The sequence below is a fragment of the Sunxiuqinia elliptica genome (genome assembly GCF_900113005.1).
Lineage (GTDB): Bacteria > Bacteroidota > Bacteroidia > Bacteroidales > Prolixibacteraceae > Sunxiuqinia > Sunxiuqinia elliptica.
The window spans coordinates 87345-110092 of the sequence record NZ_FONW01000002.1 but is presented as its reverse complement, the minus strand read 5'-3'; the positions used below and the strand labels follow the sequence as shown (position 1 = coordinate 110092).

Below are 22748 nucleotides of genomic sequence, written 5' to 3'. Positions count from 1 at the left end.
GTCTGTATTGTTATATCTCAACGAGTTCGGTTGATCCATGTCGGGAAGTCAACTCAATACGATAGGTTGTGCTCAAGGGCTCGAAAACAGCATAGGCTTTTTCGGGAGTATTATTTTCGCCTGAAAGGTGGCTCAAAAAAATCGTGTGTAGCTCTGCCCCTGCATGATCCTGCAATAAGTCACAAGCTTGCTCATTTGACAAATGCCCACGGCTGGAAGAAACCCGCTGCTTCAAATAGTAAGGATAAGGACCATTCATCAACATATCATGATCGTAATTACTCTCCAGAAACACTGCATGACACTGACTGAACTGCTCTTTTACACGGTCGCAAGCTTCCCCAATATCAGTCATTACACCAACATGCTTTCCGGCATAAGAAATCCGAAAAGAACAAGCATCAGCGGCATCATGCTGTTTGGCAAATGGAGTAACTAAAAACTCGCCTACCTGGAAGTCCTGATTGGGCTCAAACCATCTCGGCGTTTCAGGTTGAACAGCTTTCCGCATCGCCAAGAAAGTCTTTTTCGTCAAGTAAACAGGAATTTGGAAACGTTTTCCCAGCACCCTTGCTCCCCGACAATGATCACTATGTTCGTGGGTAATTAAGACGGCTTTAATTTTTCGCTGGTCGATCTGTCTCTCCGCTAAACGCATTTGTAACTGCCTGGCCGATAAACCCGCATCAACCAACAGGGCTTCTTTATCGTTACCAATGTAATAGCAATTTCCATTGCTTCCAGAAGCCAAGGCACAAATTTCAATTTTACTCACTTCGCTTCTCTATTTCTGCAACAACTTGCTCGGGAGCAATTTCCTTTCCTTTTAACACACACCGCGCCTTTTCGTAAAAAGGCCTCCGCTTTTTCATCATTTCCAAGATGAAGTCAACAAGCTCTTCCGGAGATTTCCCTTTAATTAGCGGGCGTTCAGTTTTCGAGTGAATTAACCGATGAGCCAACTCTTCAGCATCAACATCCAAGAAAACGCACAACCCAGCTTGATTCATTACCTCCATATTATCGAAAAAGCAAGGCGCACCACCACCGGTTGCAACAATGACATCGTCAAACTCAGCCACCTCTTTCAGTGCGGCCTGTTCTTTTAAACGAAACTCAGCCTCCCCTTCTTCTTCAAAAATCTGGGGGATTGTTTTAAAGTACTTCTGCTCAATATATTTATCCAGATCGATGAATGCGACATCCAAACGCTCGGACAATTTACGTCCCATGGTGGATTTTCCGCACCCCATGTATCCTATCAAAAAAACCTTCATTAAAATAACGACATTTGATTTTTATCATCTTCCTCATCTCCAGGCCGATCAACTTCAAAAGGAACGTCATCTTCAACATCTCCTTCTTCGACAACCTCATCCTGGGGTTTATCATCTTCATCCTTGATAACAGGCTCAATCTCCTTAATGTTCTCTACTTCGTAGTTTGTCAGCCGTTTTCCCCTGGCCTTATGCGACTTTACTCCAATAAACTCAGAGACCTCAATGATCTCATTATCGCGCGAAACATTCTTTCCTCCAAACTCTATCTCCAAACGAGGGTAACGCACCCAAGTTACACTCACCAATTTATTGTCTACATGATCGCCAATAAAACCAATACGGCGCCCCATGATTTCATCAATTTCAAAACGCTTCACATAGTAAAACTCGAGCTCAGCATCATAATAAACCACCGAAAGAATTTTCTTACTATCGAACTTCTCAATGGTTAAAATATCAGGATCAAAGTGGTTCGACAAATCGAAGTTGTACAACTGGTAATCTCCATTTTTATACAACACCAGGATTTTATCTTCGCCTTGGAATTCGCCCAGGAACTTCCCTCTTGAATCAGAATTCAAACGGTATACATCGGGGTCGAACCAGATTTTCCGGCCACCAAGCGTTGAAACACCTTTCTCTTTCAAACTAATTTTATGAACATCATTTTTGGTGAGTATATTCCCCATGGCCCCACGGCCTTTAATGGCTAGCTCACTAAAATCGATTTCAAAATTCAGTTTTTTCAGGCGAGCCTTGTGCTTCAAGGTAACTTTCAACACTTCTGCTTCTCCATTCGGGTTAGCACTGAAGTACCAAATGCGTGAACCAGTAGTCCCTTTTGTTAGGTCATACTCTTTATCGCGTGTCATTCCAGTAACTGCAAAGCGCTTCATGTAAAAGGTTCCTTGGCGCCCATCACGATAAACAACGTTATAAATGGTCCGTTTATCATTTTTCTTAAACACCGCAATGTGCTGGATATTTTTCCCGATAAAAGCTTTGTCTGCCACCTTCGTTATGAAATAGGTTCCGTCCCGTCTGAATACGATGATATCATCAATATCCGAACAGTCGCAAACATATTCAGCCTTACGCAAGCTGGTTCCCATAAAACCTTCTTCTTTGTCGAAATAAAGCTTTTCGTTAGCCACCACAACTTTGCTTGCTACAATATTTTCAAAGCTTCGAATCTCTGTTTTTCGCTGCCGATCTTTTCCATATTTATCTTTGATTCGCTGGAAGTATTCGATTGTAAAATCCGTAATCCTTTCAATCTTACGTTTAATTTCTTCAATCTCATCCTCAATTGATTGAATATAGTTATTGGCTTTATCCGTATTGAATTTCAGGATGCGAGCCATACGAATCTCCATCAATTTCAGAATATCATCACGAGTAATCTCCCGCATCAGTTGGGGTTTCCAAGGATCGAGTCGCTTATCGATGTGCGCAATGGCTTCATCCATACTTTCGGCCTGCTCAAACTCTTTATCCTTATAAATTCGCTCTTCGATAAATATTTTCTCCAACGATGCAAAATGCCAAGACTCCTCTAACTCCCGCTTTCGAATTTCAAGTTCCAGTTTTAAGAGGCTTCGGGTTTGATTGGTATTGCGAATTAGAATTTCGCTAACACCAATAAACAAGGGTTTATCATTTTCAATGATACAAGCATTAGGCGAAATTGAAACCTCACAATCCGTGAAAGCATACAAAGCATCAATGGTCTTATCTGAAGAAACACCAGCTCCGAGATGAACTAAAATTTCAACTCTATCAGCCGTATTATCATCAATTCGCTTGACCTTAATTTTGTTCTTGTCATTGGCTTTAATGATTGACTCAATCAAGGTGGTAGTAGTCTTTCCAAATGGAAGTTCAGTAATTGCCAAAGTCTTGTTATCCACTTTATCAATCTTAGCCCGAACCTTAACAGCACCTCCCCTTAGGCCATCGTTATATTTTGAAAAGTCAGCCGAACCGCCCGTTGGAAAGTCGGGAAGAATTTCAAATTCCTCTTCTTTCAGGTAGGCAATAGAAGCATCGATCAATTCATTAAAGTTGTGGGGAAGAATTTTGGAAGCCAATCCAACGGCAATCCCCTCAACCCCTTGCGCCAATAAAAGGGGGAATTTAACAGGAAGCGTAATCGGTTCTTTATTCCGTCCATCATAGGACAGTTTCCAGTTTGTCGTTTTTGGATTGAAGATCACCTCCAAAGCAAACTTTGACAAACGCGCTTCAATATAACGAGGAGCTGCTGATCCGTCACCGGTCAGAATGTTTCCCCAGTTTCCCTGGCTATCAATCAACAATTCCTTTTGTCCCAATTGCACAAGTGCATCGCCAATTGATGCATCGCCATGCGGGTGATACTGCATGGTTTGCCCGATGATATTGGCCACCTTATTGTACCTGCCATCATCCATCTCGCGCATGGCATGCAAAATACGACGCTGCACCGGTTTTAGTCCATCATTCACATACGGAACTGCCCGCTCCAGAATAACATAGGAAGCATAATCAAGAAACCAATCCTGGTACATTCCTGATAAATATGTAATGCTATCACCTTGTTCAATCTGCTGATTTTCTTTATTTTTTTCCTCTTCTGCCACAACAATCTGATTAAAAGTAAAACTTCAGTAAAAAAAGCTCATTCGAAATGAGATCAGTTTACTTCATCTTTTTCGACATACAAATTATCGATAATGAACTCCTGCCGATCGGGAGTATTTTTCCCCATGTAAAATGCAAGCATCTGTGAAACCGATTCATGTTTCTTCATCTGCACCGGGTCCAAGCGGATATCCGGTCCAATAAAGTTCTTAAACTCATCGGGAGAGATTTCTCCCAACCCTTTGAATCGGGTAATCTCCGGTTTTGCGCCAACAGCTTTGACCGCAGCTAATCGCTCTTCATCGGAATAACAATAAAATGTTTTCTTCTTATTCCTTACCCGGAACAAAGGTGTCTGCAAAATATAGAGATGCCCTTTTTTTACTAATTCAGGGAAAAACTGCAAAAAGAATGTGATCAAAAGCAAACGAATGTGCATGCCGTCAACATCGGCATCGGTTGCAATAATCACTTTGTTGTAGCGCAGGTCTTCCATGCTCTCTTCAATATTGAGCGCTGCCTGCAGTAGGTTAAATTCTTCGTTTTCATAAACCACCTTCTTCGTTAAACCATAAGTATTCAGCGGTTTTCCTTTCAAACTAAACACCGCTTGCGTATTTACGTCGCGTGATTTCGTGATGGACCCACTTGCCGAATCTCCCTCGGTGATGAAAATGGAGGTTTCTTCTTTGCGCTCTTTGTTGCTGTTGTAATGAACACGACAATCGCGCAGCTTTTTGTTATGCAAGCTGGCTTTTTTGGCCCGCTGCTTTGCCAGCTTCTTAATTCCGGAAATCGCTTTTCGCTCGCGTTCCGATTCTTGGATACGCCGAAGCAAAACTTCTGCAACGTCCTGGTTCTTGTGCAAATAATTATCCAGTTCTTTTTGCACGAAGGTCAGCACATGATGCCTAACGCTAGGTCCTTCTGGCCCGATATCTTTTGAACCCAACTTCGTTTTCGTTTGCGATTCAAACACCGGCTCTTCAACCTTAATGCTGATTGCGGCAATAATTGATGCCCGAATGTCAGAGGGATCAAAATCTTTTTTATAAAACTCGCGAACTGTTTTTACAATTGCTTCGCGGAAAGCCAATAAGTGAGTCCCCCCCTGCGTTGTATGCTGTCCATTGACAAAAGAATAGTAATCTTCTCCGTATTGATTCCCATGTGTTAATGCTGCTTCAATATCTTCCCCTTTCAAATGAATAATTGGGTAAAGCGAATCAGCGTCCAGGTTTTCCTCCAGCAAGTCCCTCAATCCATTTTTCGACTGAAAGCGCTCACCATTGCAAACAATGACAAGACCAGCATTCAGGAAACAATAGTTTTTCATCATGCTTTCCACATAGTCATTGCGGAAACGAAAATTCTTGAAAATCTCCGGATCAGGCACAAATGCAACTGAAGTACCGTTGGGTTCATCCGTAGCCGCCAGCTCTTTTTCCTCAATCACTTTCCCGGAAGAGAAAACGATCTCTTTCACTTGTCCTTCTCGAAAAGCCCTTATCGTAAACTCAGAGGATAGTGCATTAACCGCCTTGATACCAACACCATTCAATCCTACTGACTTCTTAAATACCTTGGAATCGTACTTGGCTCCTGTATTCATTTTTGATGCGACATCGAGTAGCTTTCCCAACGGAATCCCCCGGCCGTAATCTCGTACACTTACTAACTCATTGGAAATCTGAACCTCGATTCGTTTTCCAAATCCCATCATGAACTCATCAACTGAGTTGTCCATGACTTCTTTCAAGAGCACATAAATTCCATCATCAGAGGCAGTTCCATCTCCGAGCTTTCCGATATACATTCCGGGACGCTTCCGGATATGTTCCTGCCAATCAAGTGTTCTAATCGAACCTTCATCGTAATTAGGAGTCATACTTATTGCAATTTGTCACAAATATAAAGAAAACAAAAGACCCTTAAAGTTTCACTATTTTGTCAATAATTAACAGCGAACAGTTGAAAACTTGGGTTTAATTGATCAAGCTCGTAAAAATAATCATATTGAATCATTGTTCCCAAAAAAAGCGATGTCATCGCAGCTTATTTCTGCTGAAATAAATTAAATCGGATAAAAAAAGGTCGGCAGAAAACTACCGACCATCATCAAATAAATCCTGCTAGGATTTTAAGCTATTTCTCTTCCAGCCACGAAGTAAACATCCAATAATATTTTTCAGTTTGTTTAACCATCGAATTCACCAAATCAATTGTCGAGACATCGCCCAAATCATTGGCCGTTTCAAGCACATTGATCATTTGCGAGAGCAAAATCTCAAAATCGCTTAAGACCTGATCCACCATATCGTCTGGTGATGGGACACCTTCGGGCTCTGCAATTTTCGATGCATCCAGATAGGCTTGTAAGGTTGCCGTTGGAATTGCCCCGAAAACGCGAACTCGTTCAGCCAAATCATCGATATTTACTTTTGCAAAATCGTACAATTCCTCAAACTTTTCGTGCAAATCAAAAAAGTCTTTCCCCGTTACATTCCAATGAAAATTTCTGAGTTTTTGATAGTGAACATGATAACTGGAGATCAACAGATTGATCTGCTCAATTAACTCTGAAGTGTCTTTTTGATTAAATCCTAGGCGTACAAATGTTTTCTCTTTAGTTTCCATGGTATTTTCTATTCTTATTTTTAGCTTTTATTTGGTTTTACAATGTTATTTTTTCAGATTTTTCTCGTGATAAATCAATACTGGTCTATTGAAATGAGTCACCACATAGTGAGTTTCAGAAGATGAAAAAAGATCTTCAAAAAATCCTTTTTCTTCTTTGAGGATGACCACCACATCTGGATCTTCATCTTCAAGGTATTTTTTTAACCCTTCGCGAACATTTTTCTCACGGGTATGAGCAAAGCGCAGTCGAATTCCGTCAACACTCTCCTTGGTCATTGTTTTAAAACCGGTCCATTTCAAGATATCTTCAAAAGCAGTCGTTTCAAGATTATGAAACACCGTAAGTTCGCGATTTTCAGCCCCAGAAGCAATCTCTTTTAAATGGCGCATGGCTTTAAAATCTTCAGGGTGAAAAGCAGTGGCATACAAGAAACTGTTGAGACTCACAGAAGGGGCATCGTCAGGCAAAATCAGTACCGGGCAGCTAACTTTATCAATAATATTGGGATAATTAATCGTCCCCGTAGTCAAACCCGAATAGCTATTGTAGTTACTCATTAGCAACAACACATCTCCATCTTCCTGAATCGTGTCATTCACAATCGTCATTCGACTATCTTCCTCCACACTCACTTCGTAATGAATATTTTGCGGATTGGACTCAAGGTACTTACCAATAGCATGGCGCATTTCGGACTCGGCCTCCTCAAAGTCTTTTCTTAAAGCTTTCTCAGCCACTCGAATATTTGCATCAATACTGGAGGCTGTTGGGTCAACAAATCCGCTACCTCCTATCCAATTGAAATCCATCACATAAACGATCTTCAATTTCCGATGCAGTTGATTACTCAGGTTGAACCCCGAAAAAATGAGGTTCTCCATGTTCTTTTTTGTATCTAGTAGCAATAAATTTGTTTTCATGTTTTCTAAGCTTTATCGTTGTTCTCCTTTTGGAGCTATCATATCAATCGTGTAAATATCCTTTCTGGACAGTAGTTACATGGCCTTTTGCCTTCAGTTTTACTCCAGACATTTCATTCTTTATTCCAAGACAAAATGCCCCGGGCACCATGCGTTAGTCTTCCTTTTCGTTCTCTTTTTTGGACTTCGCCTTTTTCCGATAACGTAGCAGTAAGCCCACAGCAATCTTCATCCCAGTTTCAAATGCCAAATCTCTCACATAACCAGTAAAGGCATGAACCGTTCTATCGGACTGGCTTTTCAGCTGATCTTCCAAGTGGTGAAGCTTATACGTTAAACTCTGCCTTTTTAAACGCAACTCACGCATATTTCGAATGTTTTTCATAACTCCTCCTCTTCTTCCTCTTCCTCAAAGAGCATGGATGAGTATTTTCGCAATACCATCGAGCTGATAAGTTGATTTCGAAATAACGCAAACAGCACAAACAACACCACCAAAACGCCAATTGCAAGCAACAAACCCGTCAGATAATCGCCATAGGTTTGTCCGTACCAAACAACGAAAGCTGCCAATACGAAAAACAGGATCAACGCCCCGCCTAAAGCAAGGATTAAATTACTGATCAGATAAGAAGTTACCTGTGTTGCTTTACTGAGAACAGTCAGTTTAACCAAATCAATACGCGTTTGAACATATTTTTTGGTAACATCTCCCAGTTCGTTGATATTATCTGAAAGGTTTTTGCTCATAAATTCAGACTGTTAAAAATTAGTTTTCCGTTACTTACCGGTCGCATTTGTTGCAGCTTTTGCCTCTTTCTTGAGTTTGGCCTCAGCCTCATCGGTTTTATCTTTCACCTGATGAATCACCTCATTCAACTGATCTTTCAGATTATCGACTTTTTCGCCGATGGTATCGGTCATATCTTCAGAAACTCGTTTTACTTTTTTCTGAATTTTCTTTCTGGTTTTAGCACCTTTTTCAGGAGCCAATAAAACTCCGGCTAGCGCGCCAGCTGCAGCACCAGCGACAAACCCTAGCAGGGCATTTCTTGTTGCTTTACTCATGACTTTTCTTTTTTAAATTGGTTAATAATTGCTTTTAAATCGACGTTCTGAGCTTGTCAGACGTTCTCGTACTCTTGGTTCCATCCAAGGTATTGGTCATTTTCCCCGAGCTCATCGGGCGGTCAGTTCCTTTAATCGTACTCTTTCCCTTGCCCGAATAGGATTTCGAACTCAGGTAAAGATTCATATTCTCAATGCGTTTCTTCAAACTTCTCATTTTTGTACTCTTTTAAATGTTGAACAGATCCAACCGAACATATCTACTCTTGTCAGTTATCATCTTGTTTCTAAAACATTTACTTGTAATATTGAGAATACTGTTCCAAACTCTACCAGAGGAAAACACGAAAGCAAAAGACACTAGCTATCAATGAATTAGCCATTCATCCATTTTAAACCATCGCTTATTAGAAGTAGAGCATATTCTACACGTTGTAGAAAAACCTTAACAACACTGGAATAATGGGGATTACAGGACATCTAACGACCGCATAAAGCACACTGGAAACTGCAAAAAAGAAAACTTATTTATCAGAAAGAAAAGGCATTTCAAGCTCATAAAAACAGATACCCCAAACAAAAAAAGACGGTTACCTATACGGTAACTGTCTTCTCAGTTATACTATTTTCAATAAATAGAAAATACCTACATGGTTCGCCCGGAAGCCACTGAAATAATATTGGCAATTCCGTAAACTAAGGAGAAGGCTCCGATAATCGTTGCTAAAGCGACTCCTCCCTGAAGTGGCTCAAACAACAATACCAAGCCAAAAGATAAAGCAATAATGCTACTCATAAACAGTCCCCAGTTGGTTACCCCCACCCGGCGAAGGGTATTAAAAGAAAAGGCCATTAACAAACCACCAAGTAGCGCCCAAATGGCCAAAATAACGACAAAGAACGACACTGTTCCTCCGGGGTTGTATAACACAAGTAAGCCTATTCCAAGGTCAATTATACACTCTAGTAATAATCCTGGATTTCTTTGCTCGCCTCTGGAAAGTAATAACGAAATTCCCGCTAATGCTCCTTTCACAATAAATAAAGTAGCGACCAAACGAGCAATTGACACCAAAGTAAACTCGGGTGAAAAAAGCAAAGCTAAACCAAGCAAGATCATCACAACTCCACGTAAATACCCGAATGATTGTCCTTGAGAAAACCTAAACAACATAATTGAATTCATTAAATTATACACTACACCAATCGTCCTACCAGGACTTACCCTTCACTCATCAAATTGCAAATTAATCTTCCCTACAAAACATTAATTGAAGAAAAATATTGTCTCCTCTTCAAAAAAGTGACCTTCTTTAAAAGAACACCTCTTGCTACGATACAGTTGTGAAAAAAAATCCACAAACTAGTGCGGGGGATTATCTACACTTTTCACTCCAATCAACACTTCAAGCAAATCAGCCGAAACAGGCTTTTCCAGGTATGCACTTACAAAAGGATACTGCATAGCCAAATCCCGATTTTTCTTGCTAGCTGAACTTGACAGAATAAACACTTCAGACGCATCGCTAGCCCCTATCAGCTGATCCAAATCATCCAAAAAGACATCCGCTTCCATATCCGGCAAATGAATATCAATCAAGACATAATCTGGAAATTCTGTCAACATTCGATCTTTTTTCAATTGTTTCAAGTACTGCAATAAATCAGCTGCTTTTTTAAAGCATTGAACTTGTTCTTTTAGCGTTTCTTTCCCCAGCTTTCCCTCATCAATTTTGAAGAACCCAAGGGCATTATCAACAATCGCTATTTTTTTCAATAAGTTTGCTTGTTGCATTTTTAGTCCTCCTCACGAAATGCAAGTGCCCAATTTCTATTCCAAACAGCTATCCGCTTGGCTTAAATTTCAATTCCGTATTGCTTGATTTTGTTATATAAGGTTTTTCGATCGATCTTCAGCAGGCGTGCAGCTTTCGACTTATTAAAGCCCGCCTCCTCAATCGTTCTGATTATTAATTGTTTCTCAAATTCAGAAGAAGCATCCTTTAACTTCGACTCCCCAATTTCAACGGTTCCACTGGTAACCTCCGCTTCTGGTGGATGAACAATATCATGAGGCAAACATTCTCGCTCAACCTCCGTCCCTGTTGTCAGCAAGGCAGCCCGTTTAACTACATTTTTTAGTTCCCGCAGATTTCCATGCCAGGCATAATGTTGCAAAATTGCTTCTACCTCCGGGCTAAAGCCAACCACATTCAGGCCAAGCTCCTCATTCGAAGCTTCGAGAAAATGGCGTGCAAAAAACAGGATATCTTCTTTTCGCTCTCGCAAAGGTGGTAAGTTAACTTTAAACTCATTTACCCGATGATAAAGATCCTCCCGAAAGTTATTCCGACTTACTTCGTCCCTCAAGTCATCATTGGTTGCTGTGATGATCCGAACATCTACTTTTTGAGATTTATTTTCTCCCACCCGGGAAACTGTCCGCTCTTGCAACACACGCAGTAAACGAACCTGAATATCGTAGGTTAAGTTGCCAATTTCATCCAGGAACAGGGTCCCACCATTAGCTTGCTGAAATACGCCATCTTTATCGCGCACAGCACCAGTAAACGAACCTTTTATATGACCAAACAACTCACTATTGGCCAGATCTTTGGGAATAGCTCCACAATCCAAAGCAACAAAAGGTTTATCATTCCGCTTGCTGTGCTGATGAATAAACCGGGCAACGTATTCTTTTCCTGTTCCGGTTTCACCTTGAATAAGCACTGACATATTCGTTGGCGCTACCCTTCGGGATAAATTAATCACCGAGCGCATGTTTTCACTCTTCCCCATAATGAAATCTCCATCAGTATAGATATGCGCTTTGGTCTTCACTTGCTTTTGGCTTTCAGCTCCCAGCTTTTTGCGTATTAAAGTCAAAATTTCTTCTTGCTGCAAAGGTTTCGTAATGTAATCCTCTGCTCCCATCTTCATCAATTTCACAGCTTGACGAACATCGGCATAAGCCGTAATGATAATCACAACCGTTGCCGGCGACAAAGCCTTAATCTTCTGAAGCACTTCCAGTCCATCCGTATCCGGAAGCCTAAAATCGCAAAGCACCAAGTCAAATCTACTTCCCTTTATTGCCTCCATTCCGCTTTTCCCCGAGAAAGCAGTATCAACCTGATAACCACTGCTGTCAAGTTGTTTTTTCAGAATCTCGCAAATAAATGTATCGTCGTCAATTATCAGAATCTTGCTCATTTTGTTCCCGTGATTTATGTCTATTTTGGTTCTGTTTTTTTATTCTGTTGTTTCCTGCCTCGCCTCTTCAATCGCTTGGTCCACCATTCTCAAAACCTCTCGAATCTCGTTCGGAAGCGCATCAAAACTTTTTTCGCGCAAAGATAAATCCTCCAATCGTCTCAACTTTTCGACAAGCACATTCAGTTCAAAATATTTGAATGAAGGGATTGCCCGATGAGCCCTCTCCCCAATTTCATTCCAATCACGCTCATCTAACTTCTGCTCTAGATCGGCACTTAATTGCTCTGCATTTCTTACAAATGTATCAATCATTTTATAAAAAAACGTGCTATCTCCATTCGCGGTTTTTCTTAAATTTCTTGCATCAAATCCATTGCCCTCTTGTTCTTTTTCCTGCCTCGGAGCCTCCCACAGTGATTCCGTTCCTGAAACTTCTCCCAGCTGTAGCACATTACAGATTTTATTATACAACTCTTTCTCTTTAAACGGCTTCAACACATAACCGTCAAAGCCTTCCTGCATATACATCTTTAAATCACTCTGTAAGACATTGGCAGTGACAGCCAGCACCTTGGTGTTTAAGTTCGGATTCTTTGGATCGCTTTTTATTTCCTTAACAACCTCTACACCACTCATCCGCGGCATATGAATATCTAACAAAAGAATATCAAATAAGTTAGTTTTTGCAAGATTGAGAGCTTCTTCTCCGTTTACTGCCAACGTGTATGAGGCTTCCCAATTTCCAAGCACCGTTTCGGCTAATAAAAGATTGTATTCATCATCATCAGCAAAAAGAATTCTCTTTCCTCTCAACAAGCTCTCACTCAATAAAAAGTGACTTTCACTCTTGGCCTGCTCCTCGTCGGACGGATGATAAAACGGCAGCAATACAGAAAAGCAACTTCCCTGCCCCAATTCACTTTCCACATCAATATGACCATCCATCAAGTCAACCAGCTTTCGACAAATGGTAAGCCCTAAACCCGCTCCCTTACGCTTTTTATCAGGCTGCGCTTCAGACTGTGTAAACTCATCAAAAATTTTCGGAATGAGCTCTGATGCGATTCCCATTCCAGTATCTTCAACTTCAAATTTCAGATGGTAAGTTTGCTCATCTTTTTCGAGCAAAAAGCAACGTAACACAACAGCTCCCTCATCGGTGTATTTGATCGCATTTGCTACTAAATTAGTAATGATTTGCCTCAGCCGAAAAGGGTCGCCAACAAGTGTTTCCGGAATTCCTGGGTCAACCTGTATGGAGAACTGCAATTGCTTTTCATTCGCTTTTATAATGAACGAATTGTAAATAACATTGAGCAGTTGAGTTAAATTAAAAGGAACCCGGTCAATGTGCACCTTTCCCATTCCAATTTTAAACAGAATAAGAATCTCATTTACCAACGACAATAAATGCTCGGAGGAATCACTAATAAATTGCACAAAACGATCCTGCTCCCGATTCATCTGCGATTGACTCAACTGTTCTGCAAAGCCAATGATTGCATTCAATGGCGTACGAATCTCATGACTCATATTGGCTAAGAACAGCGACTTTGCCTTATCTGCTCTTTGAGCATCGTCTTTCGCCTTTTTTAGACGGATCTCAATTTCTTTATCCTTCGTTACATTTTGTACGATAGCTGTTCCACCAACAACCTCATTATAAAAATTTGGAACGGGAGTCACCCAGATATAGTAAATCTGATCTTCGACACGGAATTCTCCCTCAGCCATCTCTCCATTCAACGCCTTCCGGTAAAATGGGAAAAGCCGTCGGTTAATTTTATCTTCAAATGCCTCGAAAAGCGTTTTCCCGGGGAAATAACTATTGGACATCCCAAAACGCTCTTTCTCTCGCCCACCGGCCAGTACGTAACGATAATCCGAATCAAACAGATACACATCAATATCCGGCAAATTCTCGATAACCAGCTGCTGATAATTTTTAATATCTGTGAGGGTTGTATTTTGAAAATTAACTCCACCAACGATCAACTCATCGCCTTTTTTACCTCCAAGTAGCTCTAAACTAATTGTTGCAGGTAACGGAACGCCCTGACTTGAATATATTGTTGCATCAAAAGTTTGATTTGCTTGGGTTTTCAACAACTCTTCGATCTTATCAAAAAACGTTTTTGCATTTTTAAACTGAAGCAAGTCTGAAACTTTTAGAGCCCCCTCTTTCTGTGGATGAAAAAGTTGATCGAACATCCCGGTATACTTATACACCTTCAACGATCGATCAAAAATAAAAATGGCCTCATGTCTTACCGACTCCAGATAAGCCGGTTGGCTATCGAGCAAACCACCTAATTTACTTGACTTAATTTTGTTACTCAACAAGTCCAGTAACTCTTCAAGACCAATCAATGCATCAACATTGGTATCTCCCTCTTCTACCTTGTTAATAAGCTCAGCTATTTGTTGAATTTGTTTTTCGAGTTGTTCTTTCATGCACTTCTTCTTTGAGAATTGGTTGGTCCAAAAACCAGCATTCTTTTGATGATGCCCATTGAAGTTAAGTGATTATTTCAAACTAAGGAACAAAATATTTAATTCAATCGATTCAGATAACTCATTCATAATATTGAAAAGAAGTTACAACAAAAAAACGTTTAATTATTTCTCTACTTTCTTTTTCTTTCGCCCTGAAAATAAATTAAGCAACCAACTCTCCCGAATCGCCTCGGCTGTTTCAACCACATCATCAACCCCCTCGCCCACTTTCACAATCGTGGTATCCACATGAACTGCCATGACGCTATCGTAAACCAAGCGATTGAGCAGGCCCTGCCCGTTATTTAATGCTTTTCCAAACTTGGCCATCTCTTGTGTAAAAGTATCTGCATTTGCCCCAACTTCCTCTAGTTGACTCAAGCTTCTATTCATTTGAAAAGTAATGGTCGTATCATTTAGTAAACGTCCTAAATCCCCTTCACCTTTGTTCACTTTTTCGGTAATCTCACGAGCATTTTGAGCAATGCCAAGCAGTTCATCTCCTGTTTGACTAAGCGTGGTTGTGATTGTATTATCATTAATTAATCGTGCCAAGTCTCCTTCACCTTCGTTTATTTTCCGACTCATTGCCAAAAGATTTTTAGATACTGCCCTTCCATCATCAATAATCTTTTGAGCTTCACGCAGCATTTCCTCAATATCAACCGATTTTACAGACTCCAATTCTCCGTTGTCCCCGATACTGCCAGCCACCGCAGTTCCAGGATGGATAAATACCAACTTGCTCCCCATCAGCCCTTCCCGTCCAATCTCAACTTTGGAGTCCTTTCGGATAAATTCACGCACGCGCTCATCAATCGACAGTTCAACCATAATGGTAGAATCGGCAATCAATTTTACACTGGAAACTGTTCCCACATCAATTCCAGAGTAACGGACTTTATTACCTTCAACCAAGCCTTTTACATCGTAAAACCGACTTTGAACCGTGAAGGATGAAGAAAACAAATTTTGCTTGCTTCCCAGGTAGTACACTGCCAACATAAAAAGCAGCACTCCTGCAGAAACAAACAAGCCCAACTTAAACGAACGACTTTTTGATTTACCCATAATACATTCTTTTTAGCTGAAATAAGCCCGAACTTCCGGATCGTCGCTATGCCTTAGTTCATCATAACTCCCGACAACTTCAAATTTCCCGTTCTTCATAATTCGGATCGAATTTGAAGTCATTCTGGCACATTTCATATCGTGTGTGATTATAATTGAGGAGGTGTTGTATTTCTGCTGAACATCTAAAATCAACTCGCTGATCTCGCCAGCGGTTACAGGGTCCAAGCCCGTCGTTGGCTCATCATAAAGGATGATACTTGGTTTTAGAATCAGCGTACGAGCCAAGCCAATTCGCTTTTTCATTCCCCCTGACAATTCAGCTGGCATTTTCTGCATCGCATCTTTTAAACCAACATTTGCTAAAGCTTCTTCAACCAAGTCGCGCAATTCGGCTTTGTTCTTCTCCAGTTGCGTACGCCTGATCTGAAACACTAAGTTCTGTTTCACCGTCATCGAATCGTACAAAGCGCCTCCCTGGAACAGATAACCGACTTTCTTTCTCACTTCATCCAACTCAGTCGCTTCCAGCTTCAAAATATCTTTTCCAAGCACATGTATCTCTCCTCGATCAGCTTCAATCAACCGAACAATACATTTTGGAAGAACAGATTTCCCCGTTCCCGATTTTCCGAGAATCACCAAATTCTCTCCTTTGGCAAGCTGAAGATTGACATCTTTCAACACTTCATTCCGTTTAAAAGCCTTCTTCAAATGCTTGATATCAATTACTATTTCCATGATTGTTTAATAAATTAACTAGCCCCTAATAAACTGGTAAACTGAACGGCCAGCAAATCAATAATAAAAATCACTAGCGAAGCTGTGACTACTGCAGAATTTGCAGACCGTCCAACAGACTCGGTTCCCCGATCCGCCGTATAACCTTTATAACATCCAATCAGGCCAATGAAAAAGCCGAAAATGAATGTCTTAACCGTTGCCGGAATAATATCGACAAAGCTCAGCGAATCAAAAGCCAAGGATAAAAAAAGCATGAATGATAAATCTTCATTCATCGCAATGGCCATATACGATCCGAACAAACCAACCACGTCAGCCATAATGACCAAAACAGGCACCAAAAACGTTGTTGCCAACACCCGGGTGGCAACGACGTAATTCAACGGCTTCGCCCCTGAAACCTCCATTGCATCCAGCTGCTCGGTAACTTTCATGGCTCCCAACTCAGCACCAATTCCTGAACTAATTTTTCCGGCACACAGCAAGGCTGTAATCACAGGTCCAATTTCTCGAATAATTGAAACAGCAATCATTCCGGGCAGCAACGACTCAGCCCCAAAGCTTTCCATAACTGGTCGACTTTGCATGGTTAATACCAAGCCCATAATAAACCCGGTAATCCCGATTAATGGCAAAGTTTTGTTCCCGATGTAGTAAGCTTGCCGAACCAACTCCTTCCACTCAAAAGGAGCTGTGAAAAATTGCCGTACGACATCTCCTGTAAACAGCAAAATATCTCCAACTTCCTGAAAGAAGGCTTCGAGTAAATGCTGAATCGTATTTATTAGATCTTTCATTTGTTAGCAACAGCATGGCAAATACTATTCAAAATAATTTCCCCCCTAGCACGTTAAGAGACTATAATGACTAGAACAAGCTATAAAAGAAGGCGATCCGACTAGTAGCAAATAAATACGATATGAACAATACAATTGTAGACAAGTTCTACCAACTTGTAGATAAACTACCACAATAAAACAGCAAACAAAGGTTCTGCCAGGTATCCTTTCTACGGATAACAGAAACAGCACATCAATAAAGCTTGCCTTCTAAGATTAGGCATGGCAAGCCATCTGGATCATTAGGACTTTTTATGTATCTGTAAAACTTTAGGAACCAGCGCCATCATATTTATTTGTAAACAATCGCTTTATTTAACTTTTTTAAGGACTAAAATTCAATCTGACTTTGACTTTTAACTATATTTGCCCCGGCATGTTTCAGAAACTACAGTTAACCATATGGATTTTGTTGGTGAGCGTGAGTTGTGCGCTGGCCCAAAGAGAACTCAATAATTTTGGGGGATTTGATCCGAACAACTCTTTCGATACAAGTGACAGCTTAGATGTGGAAGAACACGATCATGAAAAAAGTATTCCCTCCCACATTCGGGCTTGGACTCTGGAAAACGACGGAGCTTTGCTCCAAGAAGCTGAAGTAGATACTGCTCTTGGCTTTTTTCATCTATACAATCCTATCTTTCAGGAAAGCATTAGCAATACCTTCACAGGAAATTTTGGAGGAGCCTATCTGTCAAATGACTTCTTTAAACGACAGGGAGATTCTGACTTTTATTTTTACCAAAATTTTGATCTGTACGCAAAATTACCGTCGGACATCCGGTATTTCAACACAACCACCCCCTACACTTTGCTCGATTATAGTCAAAGTGGGAACAAAAATGTCCAAAACGAAACACGTTTCAATGTATTCCACTCACAAAACGTAAATCCAGATCTGAACTTTACTTTTTTCTACGATCAATCCAAAGCAACGGGTCAATACAAGTTTCAAGAAAATAAATTCCACTCTATTGGGTTATATTCCAGTTACAATACGGACAAGTTAGTTTCTCATTTTAACCTGATCTTTAATCGAGTTAAAAACCAAGAGAATGGAGGCTTAGCTGATCCGAATGCTGATTTGAATGAGTTCTCAGAAACGGATATTTACGTCGTTAATCGAGACAACGCAAATTCCACCCTTCGGAATAATACCTTCTTTTGGAACACGGAATACAGACTGGGGAAAACCGTTGAAGTAGAAGACAGCATCGGCAATATTTACGATGAATTTATCCCGCGAACAGGTTTCTTTTACCAAGTGGAATACTCTGGCAACCAAAAGACCTACAACGATCAGCATCAGACCGAGGAAGAACTGAGTTTTTACAAAAATACCTTTATCGATTCGCTGGCGACCAATGATACAATTGGTTATAACCGACTAAGCAATACATTCCAACTGAAATTTTATGAAGCTCCTGACCGAAAATATACCTTCAGTAAACGAGCTTACATCGGACACGATTTGATTCGAATTAAAATGCCCATCGATACCGTCCTGCAAAAATTCAACCATAGCAATACCTTTGTTGGTGGCGGCATTTCGCGCGATGAAGGCGTGTTTTGGAAGTGGGGAGCCGAAGGAAAAATCTATCTTACCGGCTACCGCTCGGGACAAACTGAGCTTAGTGCGTTTATTTACAAACCGCTTCGCATTGGCAGAGACACAACAAGCTTGCAACTTTCAGGTGAATTGAACACGCTGGTTCCAGATTATTTTCAAACACGCTTCAGCTCAAACCACCATCAATGGAACAACCGCTTTGACAACATCAACGAGATGATCATCAGAGGGAAAATCCATTCACAACGTTACAAACTAACACTTGGAGCCAATTATGCCTTGATTGGAAACTACATATACAACAACAAAGAGGCTAAACCAGAACAAGCATCAGCAGAGATGTTGATTTTATCGGCTTACCTGAATAAAACCATTGAAAGCAAACACTGGTTATTAAAAGCACAGCTACTCTGGCAAAAAGGTAATCAAGAAAAATACCTGCACCTGCCAGACTTCAGCAGCTACCTGAGTGTCAATTACAAAACCATTATATCCAAAGTTTTATACACCCAGATTGGAGCTGACGTAAGGTACAATACCGAGTTCTACGCTGATACTTATGATCCTGCAACAGGCCGTTTTTATTGGCAGAATGAAAAAAAAATCGGTAACTTTCCGTTTGTAGATGCACATATCAACCTGAAACTGAAACGAACAAGAGTCTTTTTTCAATGGCTTAACGCAGCGTCAGGATTATTGGATGGCAATTTCTGGTCTGCTCCCCAGCATCCTTTGTACCGAAGGACATTTCGCTTAGGAGTAGCCTGGACATTCTACGATTAGTGAACTGAAACCATTGTATGAGTTTAATAAAAACACCCAGCAGATTTCTGTTACTTATTTCTTTACTCCTGCTTTTTTCCTGCTCAAATGACCGGGCTAAAAGCAAACACGAAAAAACACCCAAAAAGAATGAACTCACCCGAATTATGAAATCGGGAAAGTTACGGGCCGTTGTAGACTACAACTCAACCAACTACTTTGTTTACAGGGGAAAGCCTATGGGCTTTAAGTACGAGCTTTTGCAACACTTGGCAAAAGACATGGGGGTGGAACTGGAAATATCTGTCAGCAACAACTTATCTGAAACATTCGATGGCCTCAACCGCAAGCGCTATGACTTAGTTGCCAAAAACCTTACAGTCACTAAAAAGCGAGATGAAACCATTGAATTTACGGAGCCTCTGGAACAAACCCGGCAAGTATTGGTTCAGCGAAAACCCAACAACTGGCAGCAAATGAGTTTCCGAGCCATAGAAGACTCCCTCATCCGGAATCAACTTGACTTGGGTGGGAAAAAGATCTACGTTCAGAAAAACACGGCCTACTACCGTCGACTGGTCAACCTCTCAGATGAGATCGGCGAAGAAATCACCATTCTGCAAGACTCCATCTACGGTGTAGAACAGCTTGTTGCAATGGTTTCCAAAGGAGATATCGACTACACTGTTTGCGATGAAAATGTGGCCAAAGTAAACCAAACCTACTACAACAACCTGGATATTGAAACGCCAATCAGCTTTCCTCAAAACATTGCCTGGGCAGTAAGAAATGGCTCGGAAGAGTGGCTCAGCTACCTCAATAACTGGATTCGAAATTTTAAGAAAACAGCCACGTTTGCAGTCCTTTATCGTAAGTATTTTGAAAACAGCCGATCGCATGCTATGGTAAGCAGCACCTATCATTCGATTGGCGGAGGACAAATATCTCCATTCGATGATTTAATTAAAGAAGCGGCAAACAAAGGCAAGATGGACTGGAGGCTACTTGCAGCCATCATCTACCGGGAATCTCGCTTTGATCCTTACGCAGAATCTTGGGCTGGCGCATACGGTCTTATGCAAATCATGCCTGAATCAGCTGATCTTTTTCGGATCAATGAATTTGAAGAACCAGAGCAAAATATCCAAGTAGGGGTAAGATTGCTCAATTGGCTGGACAAAAACTTGCGTGAAGATGTTCCCGATTCAACCCAACGAATCAAGTTTGTATTAGCCTCCTACAACGTTGGCTTGGGGCATGTGAAAGATGCGCAGCGTTTAGCTCAGAAATACGATAAAAACCCTCAAATATGGGAAGACAATGTGGATTATTATCTACTCAATAAGTCGGCATCAAAATACTTCAAGGATCCGGTTGTTCGATGGGGCTATTGTCGAGGAGAAGAACCCTACAACTACGTTAACAATGTTTTAACCACTTATCGCGACTATCGAAACATCATCACAGAGTAAGTTTCCCGGACTTGAGGACGTCAAAAAATTCGGTTAAAATCATAGCTGTTGCTCCCCAGATAACCTCCCCTTGGTATGGGTAATAGGGAACCGATATCCGCCCCCGAACAGTGTCCATCTCAACATGCTTAATTTTATCCTCAACCAAAAATTGCTGAATTGGAAGTAAGATCAACTCTTCCGCCTCTTCCTTATTCAAAACAAAATCAGGGCGATAGTCCATCCAGCCCACATATGGAAAAATGGAGTAACCACTGACCGGAATATAAAGCTCGGACAACTGGCCCAACAATCGGACGTCATTCGGCTTAATACCGACTTCCTCCTGCGCTTCACGAATAGCTGTTAACTCAGGATGTTCTCCTTCTTCAATTCGCCCTCCTGGGAAGCTAATTTGTCCCGGATGCGTTTTCATATTCGGGTTTCGGCGTGTCAAACAAGTATAAATAGTTCCTTCTATGGGAAACAACAACAGCAAAACGCTGCTGTATTTTATGGTTTCCATAGCATCCAGATCCGCTTTCAACTTACGCCCCGGTGGCGATAATTTCTGATGTGCCTTTTCTCCAGGCAATTCGGATCGCAACAATTCATGAACTTGAGATATGAAATCGTCCTTCATTACTGCAATATAACAAAGTAAGTGGCAAAAAGCTTTAAGAAATCATGCTCATTTCCGAAAATTTCACACCGAATTTAAATCTCTTAACTTTCTTTCTCTTAACTCGAATAAAAAGAGCTAAACAGCAAGCAAAAAGCCTTCACTTAATCAAAGCGAATGGTTTTTTCCGGAGCAATACGACTAATGAAAAAAGATGGAGCAATAAGCATGAGCATGGTGACCAATAGTGCACCAATATTAAGCAGTACCAGATGCAAGACGGAAATATTCACCGGGACAGTATCTACATAATAGGAAGCCGGATCAAGATGAATAATCTGAAAGTAATGTTGCGCAAGTCCCAATAAAATTCCCAGCACATTCCCCCAAAGCAAACCTTCACCAATAAGGAAAGCCGACAGGTATAAAAATACCTTTCGCACATCGACATTAGCGGCTCCAAGCGACTTGAGCACGCCAATCATTTGTGTGCGTTCAAGAATAATGACCAGCAAACCAGAGATCATATTAAATCCGGCAACCAATACCATTAACGACAGGATAATCCAGACGTTCATATCAAGCAACCGAAGCCAGTCAAAAATATGTGGAAACTTGCGTTTGATGTTGATTACTCGTAAAAGAGAATCTTCATCATTCAAATGTGCCAACACCAGGTCTCGTATCTTAAACTCAGCATTATCTACCTCCTCCAAATCATCCATAAAAATCTCGTAACCACTGATCTCATCATCAGCCCAACCATTAAGACGCTGTAGGTGGCGAATATCAATCAGCATAAACATGCGGTCAAACTCAGCCAATCCAGTTCGGTAAATTCCCTTTACCTCAAACTGACGAATCCGGGGAACCCGTTCATTCTCATTCAAAAAATACATCCGAAAAGAATCACCTAGTCCCAGTTTCAACAAGTTTGAAAGCTGCTCTGAAATCCAGACCGCATTGGTACGCAACGAATCCAGAGCAATGCGTTCGCCTGCAACCCGGTTGGCATCAAAAAAAGACCAATCAAAATCAGGAGCAATCCCCTTCAGCACCACCCCCTGGATATCTTCATCGGTTTTAATCATGCCCGGCTTCGTGGCAAACTGCTGTACATGCTTCACCTGAGGCATCGCTTTTAGTTCTTCTAAAAAACCTTGTTCTTTATTAATCGCTTCGGTTTGATAGGAGAGATTACTGTCGTAGTTGACAATCTGTAGATGAGCCGCAAAACCATTAACTTTGGACTCAATTTCGCGCTGAAAACCAGTAACAATAGCAACAGCCAGAATCATGACGACCATCCCAAGGCTGATGCCAGCCACTGCCAGCCGGACAATCCGTCGAGACATCCTTTGATTTTGATCTTTCGACGAAAACAGGCGTTTTGCTATAAATAATTCGGTATTCATGAAAATCGATCTGGTTATAGCAGATGACCAA

21 protein-coding genes are annotated in these 22748 nt (G+C 41.0%); 2 read left to right on the top strand and 19 right to left on the bottom strand.

Annotation, left to right across the window (positions count from 1 at the left end):
• Positions 1-10: 10 nt before the first annotated feature.
• The 17 genes from BM156_RS05150 to BM156_RS05075 form a co-directional block, all read right to left on the bottom strand.
• Positions 11-775 carry an MBL fold metallo-hydrolase gene (locus tag BM156_RS05150; RefSeq protein ID WP_244525711.1) on the bottom strand — a complete coding sequence of 255 codons (765 nt, stop codon included), beginning with the start codon at positions 773-775 and terminating at the stop codon, positions 11-13.
• Positions 768-1277, bottom strand: coding sequence for a shikimate kinase (locus tag BM156_RS05145; protein WP_093918778.1), 510 nt, complete (start codon positions 1275-1277; stop codon positions 768-770). The genes BM156_RS05150 and BM156_RS05145 overlap by 8 nt, the downstream gene beginning before the upstream one ends.
• On the bottom strand, positions 1277-3901 hold the full coding sequence (locus BM156_RS05140) for a DNA gyrase/topoisomerase IV subunit A (protein ID WP_212733423.1): 2625 nt from the start codon (positions 3899-3901) through the stop codon (positions 1277-1279). The genes BM156_RS05145 and BM156_RS05140 overlap by 1 nt, the downstream gene beginning before the upstream one ends.
• Positions 3902-3954: 53 nt before the next feature.
• Positions 3955-5790 (bottom strand): DNA topoisomerase IV subunit B, encoded by a 1836-nt coding sequence (locus tag BM156_RS05135; RefSeq protein ID WP_093918776.1) that lies wholly within the window; start codon positions 5788-5790, stop codon positions 3955-3957.
• A 257-nt stretch (positions 5791-6047) separates the two neighbouring features.
• Complete coding sequence (locus BM156_RS20745) at positions 6048-6539, bottom strand: Dps family protein (protein WP_212733422.1); 492 nt, start codon at positions 6537-6539, stop codon at positions 6048-6050.
• Positions 6540-6584: 45 nt separating this feature from the next.
• Positions 6585-7463, bottom strand: a complete 879-nt coding sequence (locus BM156_RS05130; RefSeq protein ID WP_093918775.1) for a universal stress protein — start codon at positions 7461-7463, stop codon at positions 6585-6587.
• Positions 7464-7617: 154 nt separating this feature from the next.
• Positions 7618-7848, bottom strand: coding sequence for a hypothetical protein (locus BM156_RS05125; RefSeq protein WP_093918774.1), 231 nt, complete (start codon positions 7846-7848; stop codon positions 7618-7620).
• On the bottom strand, positions 7845-8213 hold the full coding sequence (locus BM156_RS05120; protein WP_093918773.1) for a hypothetical protein: 369 nt from the start codon (positions 8211-8213) through the stop codon (positions 7845-7847). The genes BM156_RS05125 and BM156_RS05120 overlap by 4 nt, the downstream gene beginning before the upstream one ends.
• Positions 8214-8243: 30 nt before the next feature.
• A complete protein-coding gene (locus BM156_RS05115) occupies positions 8244-8531 on the bottom strand; it encodes a YtxH domain-containing protein (protein ID WP_093918772.1) in 288 nt (95 codons plus the stop codon).
• Between the two features lie 34 nt (positions 8532-8565).
• The gene (locus tag BM156_RS05110) at positions 8566-8748 is read right to left on the bottom strand and encodes a hypothetical protein (protein ID WP_093918771.1); all 183 of its coding nucleotides are present in this window, start codon (positions 8746-8748) and stop codon (positions 8566-8568) included.
• Positions 8749-9177: 429 nt separating this feature from the next.
• A complete protein-coding gene (locus tag BM156_RS05105; RefSeq protein WP_170846868.1) occupies positions 9178-9705 on the bottom strand; it encodes an HdeD family acid-resistance protein in 528 nt (175 codons plus the stop codon).
• 189 nt (positions 9706-9894) lie between these two features.
• Complete coding sequence (locus BM156_RS05100; protein WP_093918769.1) at positions 9895-10326, bottom strand: response regulator; 432 nt, start codon at positions 10324-10326, stop codon at positions 9895-9897.
• A 62-nt stretch (positions 10327-10388) separates the two neighbouring features.
• A complete protein-coding gene (locus BM156_RS05095) occupies positions 10389-11744 on the bottom strand; it encodes a sigma-54-dependent transcriptional regulator (protein ID WP_093918768.1) in 1356 nt (451 codons plus the stop codon).
• A 39-nt stretch (positions 11745-11783) separates the two neighbouring features.
• Positions 11784-14201, bottom strand: coding sequence for an ATP-binding protein (locus BM156_RS05090; protein ID WP_093918767.1), 2418 nt, complete (start codon positions 14199-14201; stop codon positions 11784-11786).
• Positions 14202-14366: 165 nt separating this feature from the next.
• Positions 14367-15314, bottom strand: coding sequence for an MlaD family protein (locus BM156_RS05085; protein WP_093918766.1), 948 nt, complete (start codon positions 15312-15314; stop codon positions 14367-14369).
• 12 nt (positions 15315-15326) lie between these two features.
• A complete protein-coding gene (locus BM156_RS05080) occupies positions 15327-16055 on the bottom strand; it encodes an ABC transporter ATP-binding protein (protein WP_093918765.1) in 729 nt (242 codons plus the stop codon).
• A 14-nt stretch (positions 16056-16069) separates the two neighbouring features.
• Positions 16070-16855, bottom strand: a complete 786-nt coding sequence (locus BM156_RS05075) for an MlaE family ABC transporter permease (protein ID WP_212733421.1) — start codon at positions 16853-16855, stop codon at positions 16070-16072.
• Between the two features lie 418 nt (positions 16856-17273).
• Here BM156_RS05075 and BM156_RS05070 point away from each other — a divergent pair, with 418 nt between their 5' ends.
• Positions 17274-19250: a putative porin gene (locus tag BM156_RS05070; protein ID WP_093918764.1), complete on the top strand. Its 1977-nt coding sequence runs from the start codon at positions 17274-17276 to the stop codon at positions 19248-19250.
• A 146-nt stretch (positions 19251-19396) separates the two neighbouring features.
• Positions 19397-20701, top strand: coding sequence for an MltF family protein (locus tag BM156_RS05065; RefSeq protein WP_244525710.1), 1305 nt, complete (start codon positions 19397-19399; stop codon positions 20699-20701).
• Here BM156_RS05065 and BM156_RS05060 read toward each other — a convergent pair.
• Positions 20691-21323, bottom strand: coding sequence for an NUDIX hydrolase (locus BM156_RS05060; RefSeq protein ID WP_093918762.1), 633 nt, complete (start codon positions 21321-21323; stop codon positions 20691-20693). The two genes, BM156_RS05065 and BM156_RS05060, sit on opposite strands and share 11 nt — an antisense overlap.
• Positions 21324-21466: 143 nt before the next feature.
• Positions 21467-22717 (bottom strand): ABC transporter permease, encoded by a 1251-nt coding sequence (locus BM156_RS05055; protein ID WP_093918761.1) that lies wholly within the window; start codon positions 22715-22717, stop codon positions 21467-21469.
• Positions 22718-22748: the final 31 nt, after the last annotated feature.

Coding starts and splice junctions, on each gene's coding strand:
- BM156_RS05145 (WP_093918778.1), bottom strand. CDS start 1,277: ATGAAGGTTTTTTTGATAGGATACATGGGGTGCGGAAAATCCACCATG.
- BM156_RS05135 (WP_093918776.1), bottom strand. CDS start 5,790: ATGACTCCTAATTACGATGAAGGTTCGATTAGAACACTTGATTGGCAG.
- BM156_RS20745 (WP_212733422.1), bottom strand. CDS start 6,539: ATGGAAACTAAAGAGAAAACATTTGTACGCCTAGGATTTAATCAAAAA.
- BM156_RS05130 (WP_093918775.1), bottom strand. CDS start 7,463: ATGAAAACAAATTTATTGCTACTAGATACAAAAAAGAACATGGAGAAC.
- BM156_RS05125 (WP_093918774.1), bottom strand. CDS start 7,848: ATGAAAAACATTCGAAATATGCGTGAGTTGCGTTTAAAAAGGCAGAGT.
- BM156_RS05120 (WP_093918773.1), bottom strand. CDS start 8,213: ATGAGCAAAAACCTTTCAGATAATATCAACGAACTGGGAGATGTTACC.
- BM156_RS05115 (WP_093918772.1), bottom strand. CDS start 8,531: ATGAGTAAAGCAACAAGAAATGCCCTGCTAGGGTTTGTCGCTGGTGCT.
- BM156_RS05110 (WP_093918771.1), bottom strand. CDS start 8,748: ATGAGAAGTTTGAAGAAACGCATTGAGAATATGAATCTTTACCTGAGT.
- BM156_RS05105 (WP_170846868.1), bottom strand. CDS start 9,705: ATGTTGTTTAGGTTTTCTCAAGGACAATCATTCGGGTATTTACGTGGA.
- BM156_RS05100 (WP_093918769.1), bottom strand. CDS start 10,326: ATGCAACAAGCAAACTTATTGAAAAAAATAGCGATTGTTGATAATGCC.
- BM156_RS05095 (WP_093918768.1), bottom strand. CDS start 11,744: ATGAGCAAGATTCTGATAATTGACGACGATACATTTATTTGCGAGATT.
- BM156_RS05090 (WP_093918767.1), bottom strand. CDS start 14,201: ATGAAAGAACAACTCGAAAAACAAATTCAACAAATAGCTGAGCTTATT.
- BM156_RS05085 (WP_093918766.1), bottom strand. CDS start 15,314: ATGGGTAAATCAAAAAGTCGTTCGTTTAAGTTGGGCTTGTTTGTTTCT.
- BM156_RS05080 (WP_093918765.1), bottom strand. CDS start 16,055: ATGGAAATAGTAATTGATATCAAGCATTTGAAGAAGGCTTTTAAACGG.
- BM156_RS05075 (WP_212733421.1), bottom strand. CDS start 16,855: ATGAAAGATCTAATAAATACGATTCAGCATTTACTCGAAGCCTTCTTT.
- BM156_RS05070 (WP_093918764.1), top strand. CDS start 17,274: ATGTTTCAGAAACTACAGTTAACCATATGGATTTTGTTGGTGAGCGTG.
- BM156_RS05065 (WP_244525710.1), top strand. CDS start 19,397: ATGAAATCGGGAAAGTTACGGGCCGTTGTAGACTACAACTCAACCAAC.
- BM156_RS05060 (WP_093918762.1), bottom strand. CDS start 21,323: ATGAAGGACGATTTCATATCTCAAGTTCATGAATTGTTGCGATCCGAA.
- BM156_RS05055 (WP_093918761.1), bottom strand. CDS start 22,717: ATGAATACCGAATTATTTATAGCAAAACGCCTGTTTTCGTCGAAAGAT.